This window comes from Blastococcus mobilis, from assembly GCF_900188025.1.
Lineage (GTDB): Bacteria > Actinomycetota > Actinomycetes > Mycobacteriales > Geodermatophilaceae > Blastococcus_B > Blastococcus_B mobilis.
On record NZ_FZNO01000029.1, the window covers coordinates 24,843 to 46,256 of the forward strand.

General features: G+C 73.4%; 17 protein-coding genes and 1 tRNA gene. 11 read left to right on the forward strand and 7 right to left on the reverse strand.

The window, feature by feature from the left end; genetic code table 11:
* Window positions 1–336: 336 nt before the first annotated feature.
* The 3 genes from CHB94_RS20525 to CHB94_RS20535 all read right to left on the reverse strand — a co-directional run bounded on the left by CHB94_RS20525 (window position 337) and on the right by CHB94_RS20535 (window position 5,184).
* Complete coding sequence (locus tag CHB94_RS20525; protein WP_089338417.1) at window positions 337–1,491, reverse strand: acyl-CoA dehydrogenase family protein; 1,155 nt, start codon at window positions 1,489–1,491, stop codon at window positions 337–339.
* Entirely contained in the window at window positions 1,491–3,491 is a 2,001-nt protein-coding gene (locus tag CHB94_RS20530) for an acetyl-CoA carboxylase biotin carboxylase subunit (protein WP_089338418.1), read from the reverse strand. The genes CHB94_RS20525 and CHB94_RS20530 overlap by 1 nt, the downstream gene beginning before the upstream one ends.
* 79 nt (window positions 3,492–3,570) lie before the next feature.
* Window positions 3,571–5,184: a carboxyl transferase domain-containing protein gene (locus CHB94_RS20535; protein ID WP_089338419.1), complete on the reverse strand. Its 1,614-nt coding sequence runs from the start codon at window positions 5,182–5,184 to the stop codon at window positions 3,571–3,573.
* Between the two features lie 98 nt (window positions 5,185–5,282).
* Here CHB94_RS20535 and CHB94_RS20540 point away from each other — a divergent pair, with 98 nt between their 5' ends.
* A complete protein-coding gene (locus CHB94_RS20540) occupies window positions 5,283–5,879 on the forward strand; it encodes an SACE_7040 family transcriptional regulator (protein ID WP_089338420.1) in 597 nt (198 codons plus the stop codon).
* A gap of 82 nt (window positions 5,880–5,961) precedes the next feature.
* Here the strand turns inward: CHB94_RS20540 and CHB94_RS20545 are convergent, their stop codons facing one another.
* Entirely contained in the window at window positions 5,962–7,782 is a 1,821-nt protein-coding gene (locus tag CHB94_RS20545) for a hypothetical protein (RefSeq protein ID WP_089338421.1), read from the reverse strand.
* Between the two features lie 165 nt (window positions 7,783–7,947).
* Entirely contained in the window at window positions 7,948–9,045 is a 1,098-nt protein-coding gene (locus tag CHB94_RS20550) for a hypothetical protein (protein WP_254920807.1), read from the reverse strand.
* A 258-nt stretch (window positions 9,046–9,303) separates the two neighbouring features.
* Here CHB94_RS20550 and orn point away from each other — a divergent pair, with 258 nt between their 5' ends.
* Together orn and CHB94_RS20560 are read left to right on the forward strand one after the other, a co-directional pair.
* A complete protein-coding gene (gene orn, locus CHB94_RS20555; protein WP_089338423.1) occupies window positions 9,304–9,972 on the forward strand; it encodes an oligoribonuclease in 669 nt (222 codons plus the stop codon).
* Window positions 9,973–10,067: 95 nt separating this feature from the next.
* Window positions 10,068–10,143 (forward strand) — tRNA-His (locus tag CHB94_RS20560).
* Window positions 10,144–10,545: 402 nt separating this feature from the next.
* On the opposite strand, the gene CHB94_RS25415 is transcribed toward CHB94_RS20560, so the two are convergent.
* Entirely contained in the window at window positions 10,546–10,902 is a 357-nt protein-coding gene (locus tag CHB94_RS25415; protein ID WP_089338425.1) for a hypothetical protein, read from the reverse strand.
* 642 nt (window positions 10,903–11,544) lie between these two features.
* Between CHB94_RS25415 and CHB94_RS25420 the strand changes: the two genes are divergently transcribed.
* Window positions 11,545–12,534 carry a type ISP restriction/modification enzyme gene (locus CHB94_RS25420; protein ID WP_089338426.1) on the forward strand — a complete coding sequence of 330 codons (990 nt, stop codon included), beginning with the start codon at window positions 11,545–11,547 and terminating at the stop codon, window positions 12,532–12,534.
* Window positions 12,535–12,751: 217 nt separating this feature from the next.
* On the opposite strand, the gene CHB94_RS20580 is transcribed toward CHB94_RS25420, so the two are convergent.
* Window positions 12,752–13,300, reverse strand: a complete 549-nt coding sequence (locus CHB94_RS20580) for a DUF3987 domain-containing protein (protein ID WP_089338427.1) — start codon at window positions 13,298–13,300, stop codon at window positions 12,752–12,754.
* Window positions 13,301–13,498: 198 nt separating this feature from the next.
* On the opposite strand from CHB94_RS20580, the gene CHB94_RS20585 reads away from it, so the two are divergent.
* The 7 genes from CHB94_RS20585 (at window position 13,499) to CHB94_RS20615 (ending at window position 21,380) form a co-directional block, all read left to right on the forward strand.
* Window positions 13,499–14,938: an ISNCY family transposase gene (locus CHB94_RS20585; RefSeq protein WP_089338428.1), complete on the forward strand. Its 1,440-nt coding sequence runs from the start codon at window positions 13,499–13,501 to the stop codon at window positions 14,936–14,938.
* Between the two features lie 667 nt (window positions 14,939–15,605).
* The gene (locus CHB94_RS20590) at window positions 15,606–15,923 is read left to right on the forward strand and encodes a DUF1490 family protein (RefSeq protein ID WP_089338429.1); all 318 of its coding nucleotides are present in this window, start codon (window positions 15,606–15,608) and stop codon (window positions 15,921–15,923) included.
* Window positions 15,923–18,091, forward strand: coding sequence for a heavy metal translocating P-type ATPase (locus CHB94_RS20595; RefSeq protein ID WP_089338430.1), 2,169 nt, complete (start codon window positions 15,923–15,925; stop codon window positions 18,089–18,091). Before CHB94_RS20590 ends, CHB94_RS20595 begins: the two co-directional genes overlap by 1 nt.
* 41 nt (window positions 18,092–18,132) lie before the next feature.
* Window positions 18,133–19,128, forward strand: coding sequence for a metal ABC transporter substrate-binding protein (locus CHB94_RS20600; RefSeq protein WP_254920808.1), 996 nt, complete (start codon window positions 18,133–18,135; stop codon window positions 19,126–19,128).
* A complete protein-coding gene (locus tag CHB94_RS20605; protein WP_089338431.1) occupies window positions 19,125–19,937 on the forward strand; it encodes a metal ABC transporter ATP-binding protein in 813 nt (270 codons plus the stop codon). The genes CHB94_RS20600 and CHB94_RS20605 overlap by 4 nt, the downstream gene beginning before the upstream one ends.
* A gap of 1 nt (window position 19,938) precedes the next feature.
* On the forward strand, window positions 19,939–20,967 hold the full coding sequence (locus tag CHB94_RS20610; RefSeq protein ID WP_089338432.1) for a metal ABC transporter permease: 1,029 nt from the start codon (window positions 19,939–19,941) through the stop codon (window positions 20,965–20,967).
* Window positions 20,964–21,380, forward strand: a complete 417-nt coding sequence (locus CHB94_RS20615) for a Fur family transcriptional regulator (protein WP_089338433.1) — start codon at window positions 20,964–20,966, stop codon at window positions 21,378–21,380. The genes CHB94_RS20610 and CHB94_RS20615 overlap by 4 nt, the downstream gene beginning before the upstream one ends.
* The last annotated feature ends 34 nt before the right edge of the window (window positions 21,381–21,414 follow it).

Below are 21,414 nucleotides of genomic sequence, written 5' to 3' on the forward strand. Positions count from 1 at the left end.
TGGCTGCCCGTCGGCGTGCTCGTCGGCGCGGTCACCTGGTGGATCGGTCTACCTCCGCGGACCGACTTGGCCTACGGCCGGCACGCCGCTTCACGAGAGCGTCGGTGCCGGGCCACGCGACGGTGAGCCGGGGTACGACCGGCGGACCGACTCGGGGCTTCTCCGAAGCGCTCAACCGAGTCGCTTCAAGAACCGCCCGGGGGCGCAAGTCACCCGTGACCGGCGCGCCTCTCACCACGAACCAACTGGGGAGTGCAGCGTCGCCCTGACTGGGTGCGGGCTTCCACCCGGGCCCGAGCGGCTACTTTCCCACCCTTTTCACCCCTGCTGCCGAACTCAGCCGACGCCGAGGTCACGGGCGATGAGCATCCGCTGCACCTCGCTGGTGCCCTCGCCGATCTCGAGGATCTTGGCGTCGCGGTAGAAACGGCCGACCGGGAACTCGTTCATGAAGCCGTACCCGCCGTGCACCTGCGTGGCGTAGCGGGCGTTGTCCATGGCGACCTCGGAGCTGTACAGCTTGGCGATCGAGGCCTCGCGCTTGAACGGCTCGCCGCGCAGCATCTTCTCCGCCGCCCGGTAGTAGGCCAGCCGGGCGGTCGACGCCCGCACCTCCATGTCGGCGATCATGAACTGGATGGCCTGGTTGCGGCCGATCGGCTGCCCGAACGCCTCCCGCTGCGCGGCGTACTTCACCGACTCGTCCACGCAGCCCTGTGCCAGCCCGACCGACAGCGCCGAGATCGCGATCCGGCCCTCGTCGAGGATCGAGAGGAACTGGGCGTAGCCGCGGCCCCGTACCCCCACCAGGTTCTCCTCCGGCACGCGGACGTCGGTGAAGGACAGCTCGCGGGTGTCCGAGGCGTTCCAGCCGACCTTCGAGTACCGCTGCCCCACCACGAAGCCCGGGGTGCCCGACGGCACGATGATCGCCGAGATCTCCTTGCCGCCGTCCGGCCGCGTACCGGTGACGGCGGTGACGGTGACCAGCTGCGTCAGGTCGGTGCCGGCGTTCGTGATGAATGCCTTGGAACCGTTGATCACCCAGTAACCGTCCTCCAGGCGCGCGGTCGTGCGAGTCGCGCCGGCGTCCGAGCCACCACCCGGCTCGGTCAGCCCGAACGCGCCCAACGCCTCCCCCGAGCACAGCCGGGGCAGCCACTCCCGCTTCTGCTCCTCGGTGCCGAACCGGAAGATCGGCATGGCGCCCAGAGAGACACCGGCCTCCACGGTGATCGCCATGGAGCTGTCCACACGGGCCAGCTCCTCGAGCGCCACGCAGAGGTCGAAGTACGTGCCGCCGGAGCCGCCGTACTCCTCAGGGAACGGCAGCCCGAACAGCCCGAGCTGCCCCATCTGCCGCACGATCGCCGTCGGGAACTCGTCGCGCTCGTAGAACTCCCCGATCTGCGGGGCGATGACCTCCTGGGCGAACTCCCGGACGGTCTTGCGCAGGGCCTCGGTCTCGGCGTCGAGCCGGTAGTCCAACATCAGTTCTCCTGCTGCTCAGGTGCGGCCGCCGGGGTCACCAGGGCCACCCGCTCGTCCAGCGCGACCGTCTGGCCGGCTGCCACCCCCAGCTCGGCGACCGTCCCCGCGACGGGTGCGGTCAGCACGTGTTCCATCTTCATCGCCTCGACGACCAGCAGCGGGGTCCCCGCCGCCACCTCGTCACCGACCGCGGCCCGCACCACGGTCACGGTCCCCGGCATCGGTGAGGTGACCACGCCGTCGGCGCCGGCCCCCTCGGCATGGGCGGCGAGCCGCTCGTGCTCCCGCAGCGCCGCCACCCGGCCGTCCGCGGCCAGCCAGACGGTGCCCCCCTCGTGCACGACGGTGTAGGACGCGGTCAGCCCGTCGAGGGTCACCGTCAGCCGACCGCCGTCGCGGAACGCCCGGGCCGCCACCGGCTCGCCGTCCCCGACGCGCACCTCCGCGGCCGACGACCGGCCGCGCAGCCGCACCTCCACCGGGTCGCCGCCCGCGGTCTGCAACCGCCGCACCGTCCACGCCGGCTCCCCGAGCCGCCAGCCGTCGGGGAGGTCCCAGCGGTCGACGACGGGACCGACCGGCTCGCTCTCGATCAGCAGCGCGAGGGCCGCGGCCGCGTACACGTGCGGCGGCGGGGGCTCCGGCAGGGTGAGGTCGTCGCCGCGCCGCTCGATCAGCCCGGTGTCGAGCTTCCCGGCGACGACGTCGGGGTCGCTGAGCAGCGACCGCAGGAACGCGGCGTTCGTCGTCACCCCGAGGACGGCGGTGTGCCCCAGCGCGCCGACCAGCCGCGCGCGGGCGGTCTCCCGGGTCGGCGCCCAGGCGATGACCTTGGCCAGCATCGGGTCGTAGTCGGTGCCGACGACCCCACCCACCGCCAGCGAGCTGTCGAAGCGGATGCCCGGTCCCGACGGCTCGACCAGCCCCAGCACGGTGCCGGTCTGCGGGAGGAAGCCGCGGGACGGGTCCTCGGCGTACAGCCGGGCCTCGATCGCGTGCCCGTCGAGAGTGACGTCGCTCTGGTCGACGGGCAGCCGCTCCCCCGCCGCGACACGGATCTGCTGCTCCACCAGATCCAGGCCGGTGACGCACTCGGTGACCGGGTGCTCGACCTGCAGCCGGGTGTTCATCTCCAGGAAGAAGAAGTCACGCGGCCGGTCGGCGTCGACGATGAACTCGACGGTGCCCGCGCCGGTGTAGCCGACCGCCTTGGCCGCGTCGACCGCCGCCCGCCCCATGGAGGCGCGCATCGATGTGTCCAGCAGTGGCGACGGCGCCTCCTCGATCACCTTCTGGTGGCGGCGCTGCAGGCTGCACTCGCGCTCGCCGAGGTGGATGACGTTGCCGTGCGCGTCGCCGAGGACCTGGACCTCGATGTGCCGGGAGTTACCGACGTACCGCTCGACGAGCAACGTGTCGTCGCCGAAGGAGTTGGTCGCCTCCCGGCGGGCACCGGCGATGGCGTCGGGCAGCTCCTCCTTCGAGCGCACCACCCGCATGCCCTTGCCACCGCCGCCCGCGCTGGGCTTGAGCAGCACGGGGAAGCCGACGGCGACGGCGGCATCGGCGACCTGCGCGTCGGTCATGCCCGGCTCGGTCCGCCCCGGGACGACGGGAACGCCCGCGGCCATCACCGTCTGCTTGGCACGGATCTTGTCGCCCATCGCCTCGATCGCGGCGATCGGCGGACCGATGAAGACGATCCCGGCCTTCTCGCAGGCGCGCGCGAACTCGACGTTCTCGGACAGGAAGCCGTATCCGGGGTGGATCGCCTGCGCACCGGTGCGGTGGGCCGCCTCCAGCACCCGCTCGATCGACAGGTAGCTCTGGGCGGCGGGCGCCGGACCGATGGGGACCGCGACGTCGGCGAGCTGGGTGTGCAGCGCACCTGCGTCGGCGTCGCTGTGCACCGCGACCGAGCGGATGCCCATCTCGCGCAGCGTCCGGATCACCCGGACGGCGATCTCGCCCCGGTTGGCGACGAGGACGGTCTCGAACACCTATGCCACCGCCCCTGCGGGACTTTCGATACAGAAAGTCCCACCGACCCGGGGGACTTCCTGTACCGAACGTCCCTGTTCACATGCGGAAGACGCCATAGCCAACTTCCTCCAAGGGGGCGTTCGCGCAGGCGGACAGGGCCAGGCCGAGCACGGTGCGGGTCTGGGCGGGGTCGATGACGCCGTCGTCCCAGAGCCGGGCGGTGGCGTAGTAGGGGTGGCCCTGTGTCTCGTACTGGTCGCGGATCGGCTTCTTGAACGCCTCCTCGTCCTCGGCGGGCCACTCCTCGCCGCGGGCCTCGAGCCCGTCGCGGCGGACCTGCGCGAGCACGCTGGCCGCCTGCTCGCCGCCCATCACCGAGATGCGGGCGTTGGGCCAGGTGAACAGGAAGCGGGGCGAGTAGGCCCGGCCGCACATCGAGTAGTTGCCGGCCCCGAACGAGCCGCCGATGACCACGGTCAGCTTCGGTACCCGGGCGCAGGCCACCGCGGTGACCATCTTCGCGCCGTGCTTGGCGATGCCGCCGGCCTCGTAGTCGCGGCCGACCATGAACCCGGAGATGTTCTGCAGGAACAGCAGCGGGATCTTCCGGCGGTCGCACAGCTCGATGAAGTGCGCGCCCTTGAGCGCGGACTCGGCGAACAGCACGCCGTTGTTGGCGATGATCCCGACCGGGTGGCCGTGCAGCCGGGCGAAGCCGGTCACCAGCGTCGGCCCGTAGAGCGGCTTGAACTCGGCGAACCGGCTGCCGTCGACCAGGCGGGCGATGACCTCGCGGACGTCGTAGGGGGTGCGCGGATCCGGCGGCACGACCTCGTAGACCGACGCCGGGTCGGCCAGCGGCTCCTCGACCGGCGTCACGTCCCAGGGGCGGGGCTCCCGCGGGCCCAGGGTGCCCACGATCTGCCGGACCAGCTGCAGGGCGTGCGTGTCGTCGTCAGCCAGGTGGTCGGTGACCCCGCTGACCCGGCTGTGCAGGTCCCCGCCGCCGAGCTCCTCGGCAGTCACCACCTCACCGGTCGCGGCCTTCACCAGCGGCGGGCCGCCGAGGAAGATCGTGCCCTGCTCCCGGACGATCACCGCCTCGTCGCTCATCGCCGGCACGTACGCGCCACCGGCCGTGCACGACCCGAGGACGGCGGCGATCTGGGGAATGCCCGCCTTCGACATGGTCGCCTGGTTGAAGAAGATCCGGCCGAAGTGCTCGCGGTCGGGGAAGACCTCGTCCTGCATCGGCAGGAACGCGCCCCCGGAGTCGACCAGGTAGATGCAGGGCAGCCGGTTGTGCAGCGCCACCTCCTGCGCCCGCAGGTGCTTCTTCACCGTCATGGGGTAGTAGGTGCCGCCCTTGACCGTGGCGTCGTTGGCCACCACGACGCACTCCCGGCCGGCGACGCGGCCGATCCCGGTGATGATCCCCGCCGCCGGCGCCTCGCCGTCGTAGAGACCGTGCGCCGCCAGCGGGGACAGCTCGAGGAACGGGCTGCCCGGGTCGAGCAGGGTGTCCACCCGCTCCCGGGGCAGGAGCTTGCCGCGGTCGACGTGCCGCTGCCGGGCACGCTCGCCCCCACCGAGCGCCACCCGGCCCAGCTGGGCGGCGAGGTCGGCGGCCAGCTCGGCGTGCGCGGCGGCATTGCGGGCGGCGCCGTCGGCGTCGGCCGGAACGGCAGGGTGAAGCACGGGTGCGTCCACGCGCAGAGGTTAACCGGCGTTCACTCCCGAGGTCCACCTCCCACTCCGGAGGATTAACCGCGGTTCACTTCGCCGCTAGCATCGCGGACGTGACCTCGATGCGGGCGGCTCGGGACGCAGCGCTGCACGCCGACGCCGAGCGGCCCTCGCGCCGCGAGCAGATCCTGCAGGCGGCCGCGCAGCTGTTCGCCGAGCGCGGCTCGCGGGCGGTCGGAGTGGACGACGTGGGCGCCGCCGTGGGCGTCACCGGGCCGGCCATCTACCGGCACTTCGCCAGCAAGGACGCGATGCTCGCCGAGATGCTCCTGCGCATCAGCGAGCGGCTGCTGGCCGGGGGCAGCGAACGGGTGGCCGAGGCCGGCGACGACGCCGACGGGCAGCTCCGGGCGCTGATCGCCTTCCAGGTGGACTTCGCCCTCGACAACCCGGCGCTGATCACGGTCCAGGATCGCGACCTCGGCAACGTGGCCGACGCCGACGCCGCGCAGGTCCGCCGGCTGCAGCGCCGCTACGTCGAGGTGTGGGTCGCCGTGCTGGCCCGGCTGCACCCGGGCGCCGACGCAGCGGCCTGTCGCGCCCGTGCGCACGCGGTCTTCGGACTCATCAACTCCACGCCGCACAGCGCCGGCCGGCTGAGCCGTCCGGCGATGGCGGCCCTGCTCAGCGACATGGCCTGGGCGGCGGCCACCACCTGAGGCTCCGGAAAGGACCCCGTCCTCCCCACCGCTCGCACGCTCGCGGCGGTGCCCTGGACGGGGCCGGCGACGCGGTTCCCTTTCAGCCGGCGGGGAACGGCGGGACCGGGAGCGCCAGCCCGGCGTCGGCGACCCGGTCGACCTCCGCGGAGCCGCCGTCGGCCTCCTCGTCGACCCAGGCGCTCTCCACGATCGTCACCGTCGAGCCGGAGACCGCGCTGGCGTACTCCGCCCCGGACAGCTCCGCGGGACTGCCGGTGTAGCGGACGCCCTCGCGCAGCAGGTCGTTGACGTTGCCGGTGCCGTTGCGGTCGGTCAGCGCCTGCAGCTCGCGTGCCGCCGCGGTGTCGGGCATCCGGACACGGGCGACGGAGACGACGACGGGCTCGCCGTCGATGCGGGCGGAGTAGAGGGCCCGGGACAGCCCCGTGCAGTCGACCCCGGCGAAGAAGCCCGCGGTCTCGCCGTAGGCGTGCCCGGCACACGTGTCGTCGACCTGGATCGCCTCGACCGTGTAGTCGGTGCCGCCGACCTGCTGGACGTCACCGACCACCGGGCCCACGGCTGTCGGCTCCGGGGGCGGGGGGTCGGCTGCGGCACGGCCACCGTCGTCCTCCCCGCCCAGGAGCAGCCACGCACCGACACCGAGGACGGCGACGGCCAGCACGGCCACCAGCGCCATGAGCGCCGCGCGGCCGCCGCGGGAGCGGTCCGAGGATTCCTCGGCACCGCCCTGCCCGTCCGGGTTCCACCGGACCGGGGGCATGGCGGGGACCGCAGGCTGCGACAGCGGCTGGGGCTGCGACAACGGTGGGGGCTGGGACAACGGTGGGCGCTGGGGGAACACCTTGGTGCGCGGCGGGACCACGGTGCCGGCCGGCGGGGTCGGCTCCGCATCGGGCTCGGCACCGGTGAAGAGCCCCCCGAGACCGCCGTCCTCAGGGGGCGCCGACGGCCCGTCGATGGCCACTGTGTCCCGCGGCGGCCGGGCCGGTGCCGCGCCCGGTGCGGGCGCCTCCGCGGCAGCGGCGTGCCCGGCGGCGGCCGAGGCGGCGACTGCCTGCGCGATGGCAGCCGGGCTCGGCTGGTCCCGCACCGGCGGAGCGCCCGAGGCCTGGGCCTCGGGACCGCCCGGAGCCTGGACCTCAGGACCGGCCGGGCCCTGGACCTCGGGAGACGGCGCGGCGAAGGAACCACCGGAGGCCGGGGACGCCGCCATCGCCGCGGGGGCGAGCAGTTCCGGACGGCGCAGCACATACGGCGAGTACGGGAAGCCCTCGCCGTTCAGCTCCTCCACCGTGGGGCCGCGCCCGCCGAGCTCGAGCGCCTCCAGCGCGGCCCGGACGTCGGCCGTCGTCCACAGCCGGGGGTTGTCCACGCCGGCGTAACGGCTGGAGCGGGCGATCCCGAGCAGCAGCGACCGGGGCTCCAGCAGGGCCACCAGGTCCCCCTCGCCGAGGTCACCGTCGGCCGGCACCAGGCCGGTGACGTCGCCCACCAGCACCGTGAGCCGGGCGATCCGGCCGGGCTCCAGGCCCGCCCGGCGAAGCTTCATGGCCACGTCCATGCCGGCCTTCATCAGCCCGTCCAGCGGCGTGGACCCGCCACCGGAGAGCTGCAGCGCCTGCCCCGGGCCGGACTCGGGCGCGATCGTCCACGCCCCCTCCGGAACGGCCTTCACCACGCCGGACTGCCGCAGGACCTCGGCGATCCGGATGACGGCGATGCCCTCGGGCACGAAGAGGACGGCGTCGGAGACCCGCCGTCCCAGCGGCCCGTCGATCAGCGGGATGGAGGCGACGACGGCGGCGCGGACGGAGGCGCCGGTGTCCCAGCGGGTCAGCTCGCCGAACAGAGCTTGCTCCCCCGCGGTCTGCAGCGGCGCCGGGGTCAGGGCCAGCACGTCGGATGTCCTCCGGGCGGTCGGGTTCTCGGGTCGTTCCGGGCACGCAGACGCCTGGCGCCCCCCGACGCGCACTGCCCAGGGGCGGATGGGCCCGGCGCCGGCAGCTCCCCCGACGCTACGTCATCGACCGGGCGCGGCCCGGCCTCCGCGCCGGAGCGCCGATCAGTCGCGGACGGCCACGACGTCGGCCGACGGCTCGTCAGCGGTCTGCGAGCGCGCCAGCCAGCGGCTCCGGGCCAGCGTGTCGACGACCGCCCAGAGCAGTGCGAGACCGACGGCGACCGGGAGTGCCGACCACCAGTTCCACGGCGGGAGCACACCCAGCGCCTGCTGCGCGACGGCGGCCGCGTAGACCGCTGCGGTGATGACCATCCCGGCCGCCCAGCCGGGCACACGCCGGGTGACGGCGACATCGATGAGAACCGCCCCGACGATCAGCACCACCGGGAGGACCGAGGGCGGGAAGCCGATCGCGACCAGGCCGAGCCACATGACGGCCCGGTAGGCGAGGTAGGTGGCGGCGAGGATCGTCGCGGTCCAGCGCAGGCCCACGACCTTGCGGGCGATCACGAGGGACAGCAGGCCGGCGCAGACCAGCCAGGCGGGGTGCACCCACGACGGCACGGGGAGCATGAACATCGCCGGCGACTGGCCCTGCGAGGCGGCGAAGTCCAGCAGCTGGGGCTCGGCCGTCGTCCGACCGGCCTCGTAGGCCGACAGCGACAGGACGCCGTACTCCTGGTGCTGGTTGGGGAAGAGCACGTTCTCCAGGAAGAACAGCCAGAGGCCCAGCGAGACGAGATCCCGGACGCGGCCGGGCGCGGCGTAGAGCCACCAACCCCGGATCGCACCGGCCAGCATGATCGCCGTCCCCAGGTAGAGCAGCGCGTGGCTGGGGCTCCAGCTGGTGATGTCCAGGCCGTTGATCCGGTGGTTGATGATGTCGAGCGGGACGGCCACCAGGAACGCGCCGATGCCCCACTGCATGAGCCTCAGGGCGCGGCGGTCGACACCGTAGCCGCTGTAGCTGTGGAAGACCACCAGGGCGACGACCAGGACGGTGCCCGCGGAGTTCAGCAGGTGCGGGGGCGCCAGGTCGTCCCGGAGCCACATGAAGTGCCAGGACACGTCCCAGCTCGAGCCGAGCATCTTCAGCAGGAACGCACCCAGCCACGCGGTGTAGATCCACCGCAGCTCGGTCGCGGTCGTGACCCGGCCCGGGCGTCCCGGGGTCATGTAGGCCAGCCAGAGCCACCGCACCAGGGCGACCGGACGGGCACCCCCGTCGCGCAGCGATCCCGGCGCCGCCGGAGACGCCGGAGACGCCGGAGACGCCGGACGGGCGTGGGCTGGTACAGCAGGAGACGGCACAGAGACTTCCTCGGCTCGTTGGGAGTTGCCCGACCCTAGCGGCGCGGATCACCGGCCCAGATCCTTCGAAGGGCACGGTCGCGACGCGTCCGCTACTGCCCGGACAGGCGGGGCGGGCGGTGCGCACGGTGCGTACTGTCGGGCGACGTGGCAGAGAGCGCAGGGCACCTGGTCTGGATCGACTGCGAGATGACCGGTCTCGACATCGTCAAGGACAAGCTGATCGAGGTCGCAGTCGTCGTGACCGACTCCGAGCTGAACGTGCTCGACTCCGGCCTGGACCTGATCATCTCGGCGGACGACGCCGCACTGGACGGGATGGAGGACGTCGTCGTCGAGATGCACCGGAAGTCGGGGCTCACCGACGCAGTCCGCGCCTCGACCCTCACCGTCGCGGAGGCCGAGCAGCAGCTGCTGACCTACATCAAGCGCTGGGTGCCCGAGCGCCGGACCGCGCCCCTGTGCGGGAACTCGATCGGCACCGACCGCGGCTTCCTGGCCCGCGACATGCCCGAGCTCGACGACCACCTGCACTACCGGATGGTCGACGTCTCCTCGATCAAGGAGCTGGCGCGCCGCTGGTTCCCCCGGGTGTACTTCGCCCAGCCGTCGAAGGGCCTGGCCCACCGCGCGCTGGCCGACATCATCGAGTCGGTGCGGGAGCTGGCGTACTACCGCCGCACCCTCTTCGTGCCGGCGCCGGGACCCAGCAGCGACCAGGCGAAGGGCGCGGCCGAGGAGGTCGTCGACTCGTTCGCGACCCTGCTCGCCGCCGGTGACGCCACAGCCCCGGAAGGCGCCGCCGGGACGGCGTGAGCGAGAACGCTCCCCCGGCCGTGCGGAACGGCTGACCGACTCCGGTATCGTTGCGCCGGTTCCTCTTCGGGCGCGTGCGCCCGCGGGGAGCGATGGTGGGTGTAGCTCAGCTGGTAGAGCACCAGGTTGTGATCCTGGGTGTCGCGGGTTCGAGCCCCGTCACTCACCCCACGCAGGGAGGCCCTGGTCAGGCGACTGACCAGGGCCTTCCCCGTTCCCCGGCCCGTGCTGGGGGGCAAGATCACGCTCGGTGCACCTCTCGCTGGGGGGCACTTTGGGGGGCAGTGGCGGGGCGACTGCGCTGGGCCGCACCGCGGGCCTGGCCGACCCGACGGTGACGATCGTCGACCCCGCGATGGGCACCGGCGCATACGTCCTCGACGTCCTGGAGACCGTCGCCGACACCGCCCGCAGCCAGCAGGGCCCGGGCGCGGTGCCCGCCCAGCTCAAGGACGCCGCCGCGCGCATCGTCGGGGTGGAGAAGCAGACCGGGCCGTTCACCGTCGCCGAACTCCGGGTCGCGGAGACCCTGCGCCGCCACGGCGCCACGCCACCGCCCGGCGGCGTGCGGCTCTACGTCGCCGACACCCTCGACAACCCGTTCGCCGAGCAGGCCCGCCTGGCCGCCACCCTCGACCCCATCGCGGTCTCCCGCCGCCACGCCAACAGGATGAAGGCCGAGGAGCCCGGGGTCGTGGTCCTCGGCAACCCCCCGTACCGGGAGCGCGCGAAGGGCTCCGGCGGATTCATCGAGGAGGGCGCCCCGAACACCGCCCAGTGGGCGACGCCGCCCTTGACGGCCTTCCGGGAGCCGGGCAACGGCCTGGCCGAGTACGTGCTCAGCAACCTGTACGTGTACTTCTGGCGGTGGGCCACGTGGAAGGTCTTCGACGCCCACCCCGACAGCGGCGACGGCGTCATCTGCTTCATCACCACCTCCGGCTACCTCAAGGGCCCCGGGTTCGCCGGCATGCGCCGCTACCTGTGCGCGAACGCCTCCGAGGGCTGGATCATCGACTGCACCCCGGAGGGCCACCAGCCGGAGGTGAACACCCGCATCTTCGGCGGCGTGCAGCAGCCGGTGGCGATCGGCCTGTTCGTCCGGCGCGGCGACAACGACCCCGACAGCCCGGCGGCGGTGCATTACCGGGCGCTGCACGGACGTCAGTCGGACAAGTTCGACGACCTGAAGGCGCTCAGCGTCGACGACTCGGACGACTGGGCGGCTTGCCCCACCGAGTGGACCGCGCCGTTCCTGCCGGCCGGCGGTGACGACTGGGCGGCCAGCCCACTGCTCGGCGATCTTCTGCCGTGGTTCAACCAGGGGGTCGTCGCGGGACGCACATGGGTGACCGGGCCTCTGGCCTCAACCCTGACCGACCGCTGGCGGCATCTGGTGAGCGCACCGGTGGGTGAGCAGTCCGCACTCTTCCGGGAGTCGCGGGACGCCACGCTCAGCAAGCGGAAGCAGGGCCTGCCCGGCTTTCCGCACGCCGATCGGCCGATCGCGGATGAGCGCGGAGAGGCCTCGCTCCGGTACCGGTCGCCTACCGGACATTCGATGTCCAGTACATGTTCCCGGACGACCGTCTCCTGTCGACACCGCGGACCGACCTGTGGCGGGTTCGTGGCAGTCACCAGCTGTACATCACCGAGCAGCACGCACATCCGATCAAGCCCGGCGGCCCAGCGCTCTCGTTCACCGCGCACACCCCGGACATCGACCACTACAACGGCCGCGGCGGACGGGTGCTGCCGCTGTACGCCTCGTCTGGCAGGGAGCGGCCGAACCTGGCGCCGGGCCTGCTCGACCTGCTCGGCGAGTGCTTCGGCGCGCCGGTGGAGCCGGAGGACCTCATGGCCTACGTCGCCGCGACTACCGCACATCGGGCGTTCACCGCCCGCTTCGCCGAGGACCTTCGCACCCCGGGCATCCGGGTGCCGCTCACTGCCGACCCGGAGGTGTGGTCGACGGCCGTCAGCGTGGGTCGTCGGGTGCTGTGGCTGCACACCCGCGGCGAGCACATGGTCGACTCATCAGCAGGCCGACCGGCCAGTCCGCCGCGGATCGCCCACGAGGCCGCGCGGCCGAAGGTGCTCGTCGCCATCCCGGACAGCCCGGAGGGGATGCCTGACGAGCTGAGCTACGACCCCGTCACGCAGGTGCTGTCCGTCGGCACCGGCCGGATCGGCCCGGTCTCGCCCGCGGTGTGGGACTACCAGGTCTCCGGGATGCACGTGCTTCGGAAGTGGTTCGGCTACCGGCGGGCAACCCGGCCCAAGACCCGCGGGGAGCAGTCCGCGCTCGACGACCTCCGCCCGATCTCATGGCCGGCGGCGTACACCACCGACCTGCTGGAGCTGCTCGAGGCGCTGACGCTCGTCACCGAGATGGAGCCCGAGCAGGCGCAGGTGCTGGACCGCGTCATGGCGGGCCCGCGCATCAGCGTGGCCACGCTGACCGCGGCGGGCGTCCTGCCGGTGCCGCCGGAGCGGCGCACCCTGCCGAAGACGCCCCGTACGTCGGCGTCGCCGGCTGAGGATCTCCTGCCCGGGATCTGACTTCGGGCGCCGCCCCTCCGGCTACGCCCTCAACCGCTTGGTCGCGCTGGAAGGCCGTCGCACGCGCTGGCTCCGTCTGTTCTGCGGGTTGTGCGGGTTCCGCGAGGCCCGCAGCAGCCCCAGGGATCCTCGTGCGGCTGCAGGCGTCCGTGGACAAGCCGCCGCAGAACCCGCACAACCCGCACAACCACGGACGGGGTGACGCGGACAGTAGGGGCTACCGCGAGGCCGGGCCGGTGACCACGGACGGATGCACCGCGTACTGGCGCGGCGGCCGGCGGCCGCCCTGCGGGCCGGGAGGCGGCGGGGGGAGCGGGCTCAGCCATCCGAAGTTGACGAGCAGCGCGAGCGGAGCGTCCAGGTCGGTGGTCTTGCGGAGGTCGCTGTTCCGCAGGGCGTCGAACGCGTCGCGATGGCTGAACTGGGGGCGCCCCTTCCGCTCGGCCCAGGCGAGGACGCGCTGCGCGGTGCGCAGCGTGTCGTCCGCTTCCATCACATCGAAGGCGGCGAGCGCGTGGTGGATGAAGTACCACGCCAGCTGCAGCGCGCAGCGCATCGGCGCGCCGCTGATGGCGACCGTGGACCACTGCTCCGGCGGCAGGTGCACCAGGTGCAGCAGGGCAGCGATGCGGGCCGTGTGCCCGGCGAGCTTGGCGATCCAGCCGCCGAGGTTCGCCAGATCCTCATCGGGGCGCAGCCGGGGCTCGATCTGCTTGCGGAAGTCGTTGAGCACCGCGAGGGCTTCGGCGTCCACCAGCAGCGGCATCGGCTGCTCGCCGATATTGGGCAGCAGGGCCCCGGCGATCGCCGCGACCTGCTCGTCCTAGCTACTTCGACCTGAAGAACCCGGGCCTCGGCCGGTCGTAACGAGGGACGGTGACGCTCGGCGTGGTGCCGTCTGTTGCGGGGTGCTCGGCGAGACCGTGACGCATCCCAAGCGATGCGAGCGCGCCGGAGTGGGCCGATGTTCCGGACGAAGGCCGAGCAGGTGAGCGCGTGGGAGGCGGCGCTGCCGGCGGAGGTGGTGCGACTTCCCGAGGAGTTGGCCCGGGTGGATGCGCTGCTGGATGACCCGGTGTTCTTCGCGCCGTTCGCGCCGTTCTTCGATCCGCGGCTGGGCCGGCCGTCGACGCCGATGGAGACCTACCTGCGGCTGATGTTTCTGAAGTTCCGGTACCGGCTGGGCTACGAGACTCTGTGCCGGGAGGTCGCGGATTCGATCAGCTGGCGCCGGTTCTGCCGGATCCCGCTGGACGGGCAAGTGCCGCATCCGACGACGCTGATGAAGCTGACCACCCGCTGCGGGACGGCTGCGGTCGACGGATGCAACGAGGCGCTGCTGGCCAAGGCCGCTGAGGCCAAACTCCTTCGCACGGCGCGGCTGCGCGCCGACACCACCGTCGTGCCGGCCGACGTGGCCTATCCGACCGACTCCGGTTTGCTGGCCCGCGCGGTGCGCCGGATCGCGGCGACCGGTCGACGGATCCAGGCCGCCGGCGGAGCAACCCGCACCCGGCTCCGTGATCGCAGCCGGGCAGCCGGTCGCCGCGCGCACGGCATCGCCGCGAAGCTGCGGCTGCGCGGCGCTCAGCATCGTGACGAGGCGCAGGCGACCGTGCGGCGGATCACCGGGGAGCTGGCCGAGTTGGCCGAGCGGGCCGCCGCCGACGCCGAGCGGCTGCTGGCCAACGCCCGCCGCGCGCTGCGCCGGGCTCGGGCGAAGGCCGCCGATCGGGTGGCCGCCGGTCGACGGAACGCGGCCGCGGGCCGGCGGCGGGGCCGGCTGCGGCGTGCGGTCGATGACCTCGCCGAACTGCTGACGGCCACCCGCAAGATCGCCGCGCAGACCCGGCAACGCCTCGCCGGAACCACGCCCGACGGCGCTACTCGTCGGGTCAGCCTGCACGACCCCGACGCCCGTCCGATCGCCAAGGGACGGCTGGGTCGCCCGGTCGAGTTTGGCTACAAGGCCCAGGTCCTCGACAACGTCGACGGCGTGGTCCTCGACCACACCGTCGACCGGGGCAATCCGCCCGACGCGCCGCAGCTGGCGCCCGCGGTGGCACGGGTGATCGCCCGTACGCGGCGGCGGCCGCGCACGGTCACCGCCGACCGTGGCTACGGCGAGGCCCGTGTCGAGAACGAGCTGCACGAGCTCGGCATCCGCACGGTCGTCATCCCACGCAAGAGCAACCCCGGCAAGGCCCGGCAATCCGTCGAACATCGCCCTGCCTTCCGCAAGACCATCAAGTGGCGCACCGGATGCGAGGGTCGGATCAGCAGCCTCAAACGCGGATACGGCTGGAACCGCACCCGACTCGACGGCCTGGAAGGAGCCCGGATCTGGACCGGCCAGGCCGTCCTCGCCCACAACCTCGTCAAGATCGGCGCCCTCGCCCGTTGACCGGCCCAGGGTCGACACCCATCAGAGCCACTCGAGACGACAAGATCACTGACCTCATCGACCCGAGGAGTTCTTCAGGTCGAAGTAGCTAGGCCGGTGACAGCACCGACCGGACGCGCCTTATCCGCCGATCGCGGCTTGGGAGCTGGCGATGAAGCTGTCGACGAAGGGGCTGCTCTCCGGCGCCAGACCGCGGCAAGGTCGATGGCGGCGGAGCGCTGGAGATGGAGGAACCGGACGCCGGTCGCGCCGGTGTCGGTCGAACCGGAGGTTGCGCTCTCGGGGACGAGGGCGACGCGGAGGTCGTGGGCGACCATCGCCAGCTGACTGGTGATGCATCGGGCGGCGCGGCGGGCGTCGGGGGCGAAGCCGGCGGCGCGGCAGCACATGCAGGTTCGCTGGCGACGGCGGCTGTCCGCCCAGGGCGCCGCTGACCCGCCGAGGGCCCCACCCCGATCGACTCCCCGGTCCGGTGACGAGGACGGCTCCCGTACGGCATCGTTGACAGCAGATGGCACTAAGCTCATTGGCCTACTCCGCCTGCCTCCGGCCGCGACCGCCGGGATACGGGAGGCGCGTTATGACACTGGTTATCGTCACCGTCGGGAAGCAGAACCCGCGCCCGAGGCGTCGCGCCACCACGACCTCCCGCTGAGTGAGGAGCCTCATGTCCGAGTCGAACGACAAGCGCCGTGGTCGCGGGGCCCGCCGGGTGCTGCGCAAGGCCGCCGGCACGGTGGGCACGGGGGTCGTCGGGGTCCTCGTCGTCCGCGCCGCCGAGGGCAGCGAGCCGGGCAGCCTGCCGCGGAAGGTCGCCGTCCGGGTGACCCGCTGGGGCATTCTGGGCTCCCGGCGCGCCGAGGCTGCCGTGGAGAAGGCCCGCCTGGCGGCGGGGGACATCCGCGCCCAGGCCTACGCCGACCTCGGCGAGCCCGCTCCGCCCCCGGCGGCGCGGACCGCCGACCGGCACGACCACAGCCACTGATGGGCGCGGTGGTCGTCGTCGCCGACGCCGGTGGCCGGGTGCGGCTGTCCGCGCCGTGGCTGATCGGCTCCCCCTCCCTGGCGGTCCTCGTCGAGGACGCGGTCGAGGAGGTCCCCGGGGTGCTGGCGGTCCAGGGCTTTCCGGTGACCGGGCACGTCGTGGTCTGGCTGGAGCCCGACGCCGACCGGGACAAGATGCTCGAGGTCGTCACCGGAGTGGCCGAGCGCCCGGCCGACGCACCGGTCGCGCGGCGGCCCCGCTCGGCCGACGTGGCCAACGGCGACCTCGTCCGCATCGCGGTGGGCGGCGCGGCGCTGGCCCTGCTCGGCGTCCGCCGGTACGGGCTGGGCCGTCCGCCGGTGCTGTCCGGGCGCAGCCGGTTCGCCGTCTCGGTGGTCACCCTGCTCACCGGCTATCCCTTCGCGAAGGGCGCCGTGGGCACGCTCGCCGGCCGGCGCAGCGCGGGCACCGACGCACTGGTCACCGCCGCCACCGTCGCCAGCCTGCTGCTGCGGGAGAACGTGGTCGCCCTCACCGTGCTCTGGCTGCTCAACATCGGCGAGTGGCTGCAGACCCTGACCCTGCGGCGCACCCGGCGGGCGATCTCCGCGCTGCTCACCGGCACCGACACCACTGCCTGGGTACGGCTGGCCGACGGCACGGAGCTGCAGGTGGACCTCGGCCGGTTGCAGGTCGGCGACCTGGTGGTGGTGCACGAGCAGGTCGCCATCCCCGTGGACGGCGAGGTGGTCGAGGGCACCGGCGTGGTCGACCAGGCCGCGATCACCGGCGAACCGCTCCCGGTGGCCCTCGCCCCGGGCGACCGGGTGCACGCCGGGTCGGTGAACCTGCGCGGCCGGCTCGTCGTGCGCGCCTCGGCCACCGGCGAGGACACCGCCATCGGCCGGATCATCGCCCGGGTCGAGCGGGCCCAGGACGACCGGGCGCCCATCCAGACCGTGGGCGACGCCTTCTCCGGTCGCTTCGTGCCCGCGTCCTTCGCGCTGGCCGGGCTCACCTGGCTGGCGACCGGCGACGTCCGCCGGGCGATGACGATGCTGCTCATCGCCTGCCCGTGCGCCGTGGGGCTGTCGACCCCGACCGCGGTCAGCGCCGCCATCGGCAACGGCGCCTCCCGCGGGGTGCTGATCAAGGGTGGGGCGCACCTGGAGGCGGCCGGACGGGTGGACGCCGTCGTCTTCGACAAGACCGGCACGCTCACCGTGGGCCGCCCGGTGGTCACCAACATCGTGTCCTTCTCCGAGGCGTGGACGCCTGAACGGGTGCTCGGCTACGCCGCGAGCTCCGAGATCCACTCGCGGCATCCGCTGGCTCAGGCGGTGATCCGCTCCACCGAGGAGCGGCACGTATTCATCCCGCCGCACGAGGAGTGCGAGGTGCTACTGGGCCTGGGCATGCGCACCCAGGCCGACGGGCGGGTCCTGTTGCTGGGCAGCGAGGCGCTGATGGCCGCCGAGGGCGTGCCGGTGGGCGAGGAGGCGCAGGGCTGGCTGACCACGCTGCGCGGGGTCGCCGAGACCCCGCTGCTGCTCGCGGTGGACGGCGAGCTGGTGGGGCTGGTCAGCCTCCGCGACGAGATCCGTCCCGAGGCCCGCGAGGTCCTCGACACCCTCCGTGCGACCGGGGTCCGCCGGGTGGTCATGCTCACCGGCGACCACGTCGACACCGCCTCCGCCGTCGCCGCCGAACTCGGGATCGATGACTGGCGCGCCGAGGTGCTTCCCGAGGTCAAGCAGGACGTCGTCACGGCCCTGCAGCAGGCCGGGCACACCGTCGCGGTGATCGGGGACGGCACCAACGACGCCCCCGCACTGGCAGCGGCCGACATCGGGATCGCGATGGGCGTGTCGGGCACCGACGTGGCCGTGGAGACCGCCGACGTCGCCCTCGTCGGCGACAACCTGCGCCACCTGCTGGACCTCCGCGACCTCGGCGGCCGGACGCTGGACGTCGTCCGGCAGAACTACGCCCTCTCCATCGCGGTCAACGGGATCGGTCTGCTGGTCGGCGCCGGCGGAGCACTGTCCCCCGTGATGGCGGCGGTCCTGCACAACGCGTCCTCGCTCGCGGTCGCCGCCAACTCCGCGCGGCTGGTCCGCTACCACGGTCGGACGGGAGGACCCGGGACGGCGGCACCTGCCGGATAGCCGCTCACCCTGGACGGGACACGCGTGCGAGAATGGTTCTCATGGCCATCTCGACGATCCGTACCCGCAGCACGATTGCAGCCGCCGCAGCGACCGCAGGCACCCTCCTCCTCGCCGGATGCGGCGGTAGCGCAGGGAGCAGCGGGTCCACGGAGGAGGCGGCGGAGGGGCCGGGCGGCCTGACCGTGGTCGCCGGCTTCTACCCGCTGGAGTGGGCCGCGGCCCGCGTGGGTGGCGACCGCGTCGAGGTCTCCTCGCTCACCCCGCCCGGAGCCGAGGCCCACGACCTGGAACTGACGCCGCAGGACGTCGCGGCCATGTCCGAGGCCGACCTGCTCGTCTACCTGGAGGGCTTTCAGCCCGCGCTGGACGAGGCCGCGGAGAACGAGGCCGCCGACACCGCGTGGAACGCCGGGCAGGCGGCCGACCTCTCCCTGACCGCGGAGCCCGGCCACGAGGGCGAGACCGCGGAGGAGCACGCCGAGCACGCCGGCGAGGGCGAAGAGGGCGAGGAGCCCGTCGACCCGCACTTCTGGCTCGATCCCACCCGCTTGGCCGCGGTCGGTGACGCGCTGGCCGCTGAGCTGAGCGAGGCCGACCCCGACGGCGCGGCCGCCTACGAGGAGAACGCCGCCGCGCTGCGCGCGGACCTCGAGTCACTGGACGCCGAGATGCAGGCCGGCCTGGCCAACTGCGCGGTCCACACCCTGGTCACCAGCCACGACGCGTTCGGCTACCTGGCGAACCGCTACGGTTTCGAGGTGGTCGGCATCAGCGGGCTGAGCCCGTCGCAGGAGCCGGAGCCGGCCCAGCTGGCCGAGATCGCGACGCTCGTGCGTGAGCGCGGGGTGACCACCGTCTACACGGAGACCCTCGTCGACCCCGCGGTCGCCGAGACGGTCGCCGCCGAAGCCGGGGTGCGCACCGCCGTCCTCGACCCGCTCGAGGGACTGACCGACGAGTCGGCCGGGGAGGACTACCTCGAGGTGATGCGGGCCAACCTCGCCACGCTGCAGGAGGGCCAGTCCTGCTCATGAGCGGCACGCCCGCCGGGGACGCGCTCCGGCTCCGCGACGCCAGCATTGGCTACGGCGACGTGGCCATCGTGCAGGGCGTGGACCTGACCGTGGCGCACGGCGAAGCGGTCGCCGTCCTGGGGTCCAACGGGTCGGGCAAGACCACGCTCGCCCGGGGCCTGCTCGGACTCGCAGCCGTGCTCGGCGGCGAGGTCCAGGTGCTCGGCGCCCCCGTCGGGCGGCTGCGCGAGCGGGGACGGATCGGCTACGTGCCGCAGCGGCACACGGTCAGCGGGGCCGTTCCGGCCACGGTGCGCGAGGTGGTCGGCGTCGGCCGGCTCGCGCGGCACGGGCTGCTCGGCCGGCTGCGCCCGGCCGACCGGGCCGCGGTCGCCGACGCCGTGACCGCGGTCGGGCTGGCCGACCGGATCGGCGACCCGGTCGCCTCGCTCTCCGGCGGCCAGCAGCGCCGCGTGCTGGTCGCCCGCGCGTTGGCGGCCGAGCCGGAGCTGCTGGTCATGGACGAGCCCACCGCCGGGGTGGACGCCGCCAGCCAGGAGGCGCTGGCCGCGGTCCTGGCCGACGTGTCCACCGCAGGCACGACACTGGTGGTCGTGACCCACGAGATCGGACCGCTGAGCGGAGTGCTGTCCCGGGCGGTCGTGGTGGACCACGGCCGCATCCGGTACGACGGCCCACTGGCCGGCGCCCAGCCCACGGCAGGGGGGCACTGCCACCCCGATCAGCCGGCAGGGCCGGCAGCCGGGTACCGGTTCGACCAGCCCCGCGTGACGATCGACGTGGCGGCGGCCCGCAACGGAGGCCACTGACGTGGAAATCCTCGACTACGGGTTCATGCAGCGGGCACTGCTGGCCTCGCTCATGGTGGGCCTGGTGGCCCCGGCGGTCGGCGTCTTCCTCGTGCAGCGGCGGCTCTCGCTGCTCGGGGACGGCCTCGGCCATGTCGCCCTCACCGGCGTGGCGATCGGCGTCCTCACCTCCACCGCCCCGGTCGGCACCGCGCTGGTCGCCGCGGTGCTCGGCGCGGTCCTCATCGAACTCGTCCGGGCACGCGGACGGACCAGCGGGGACGTCGCGCTCGCCGTCCTCTTCTACGGCGGCATCGCCGGCGGCGTGGTCCTGCTGTCGCTGGCCCCGCGCGGGCAGGCCACCAACCTCGATGCCTACCTGTTCGGCGCCATCACCACGACCAGCGCCGCCGACGTCGCGGTGTTCGCCGCCATCACCGTCGTGGTGCTCGGCGTCGTGTGGCTGCTCGGCCAACGGCTCTACGCGGTCAGCGACGACGAGGAGTACGCCCGTGCCGTGGGGCTGCCGGTGCTGGCGCTCAACGTCGTCCTGGCCGTACTGGTCGCCTCCACCGTCGTGCTCTCGATGCGGGTGGTCGGCCTGCTGCTGATCAGCGCGCTGATGATCGTGCCCAGCGCGATCGCCCAGCTGCTGGCCCGCAGCTTCCGCCAGACGGTGTACCTGGCCTGCGGGATCGGCCTGGTCACCAGCGTCGCCGGCACGAGCGCCTCGTACTACGCGGGCACCCCGTCGGGCGGCACGATCGTGCTGCTGGCCATCGCGCTGTTCCTGGTGGTGACCGCGGCCGTCGCCGTCCGCGAGGCCACGGCGCGGCGCCGCCACCAGTGGCAGGCCGAGGTGCACGCCGCCCACCCGCACGAGCACGGCGAGGGCTGCGGCCACCCGGCGGTGGCGCACGGGGACCATGTCGACTACCACCACGACGGGCACCTGCACGCGCCGCACCGGACCGGCGCCGGCGTGCACTACGACGAGCACGGCGAGCATCTGGCCTCCGCCCCGGTCGCCGGGAAGGCGGGGCGACCGTGACCCATCCCGAACCGGCGGGGGTGCCGGGCCGCCGGAACACCCGGCAGCGCAGCGCCGTGCTGACCCTGCTCGAGGAGCTCGACGACTTCCGCAGCGCTCAGGACCTGCACGCGATGCTTCGCGCCCGCGGCGACGCCGTGGGGCTGGCGACGGTCTACCGGACGCTGCAGGCGCTGGTCGACGACGGGCAGGTCGACCTCCTGCGCAGCGGCGACGGGGAGGCCGTCTACCGGCGCTGCTCGCCGGTGCACCACCACCACCTGGTCTGCCGCTCCTGCGGCCGCACCGTCGAGGTCGCCGACCCGCCGGTCGAGCGCTGGGCGGCCAAGATCGCCGCCGAGCACGGCTTCGCCGACGTCCAGCACCAGCTGGAGGTCTTCGGCACCTGCGGCGCCTGCAGCACCGACCGCTGAGGACACCCGCACACGAGCACGGACGGCCGGGGCT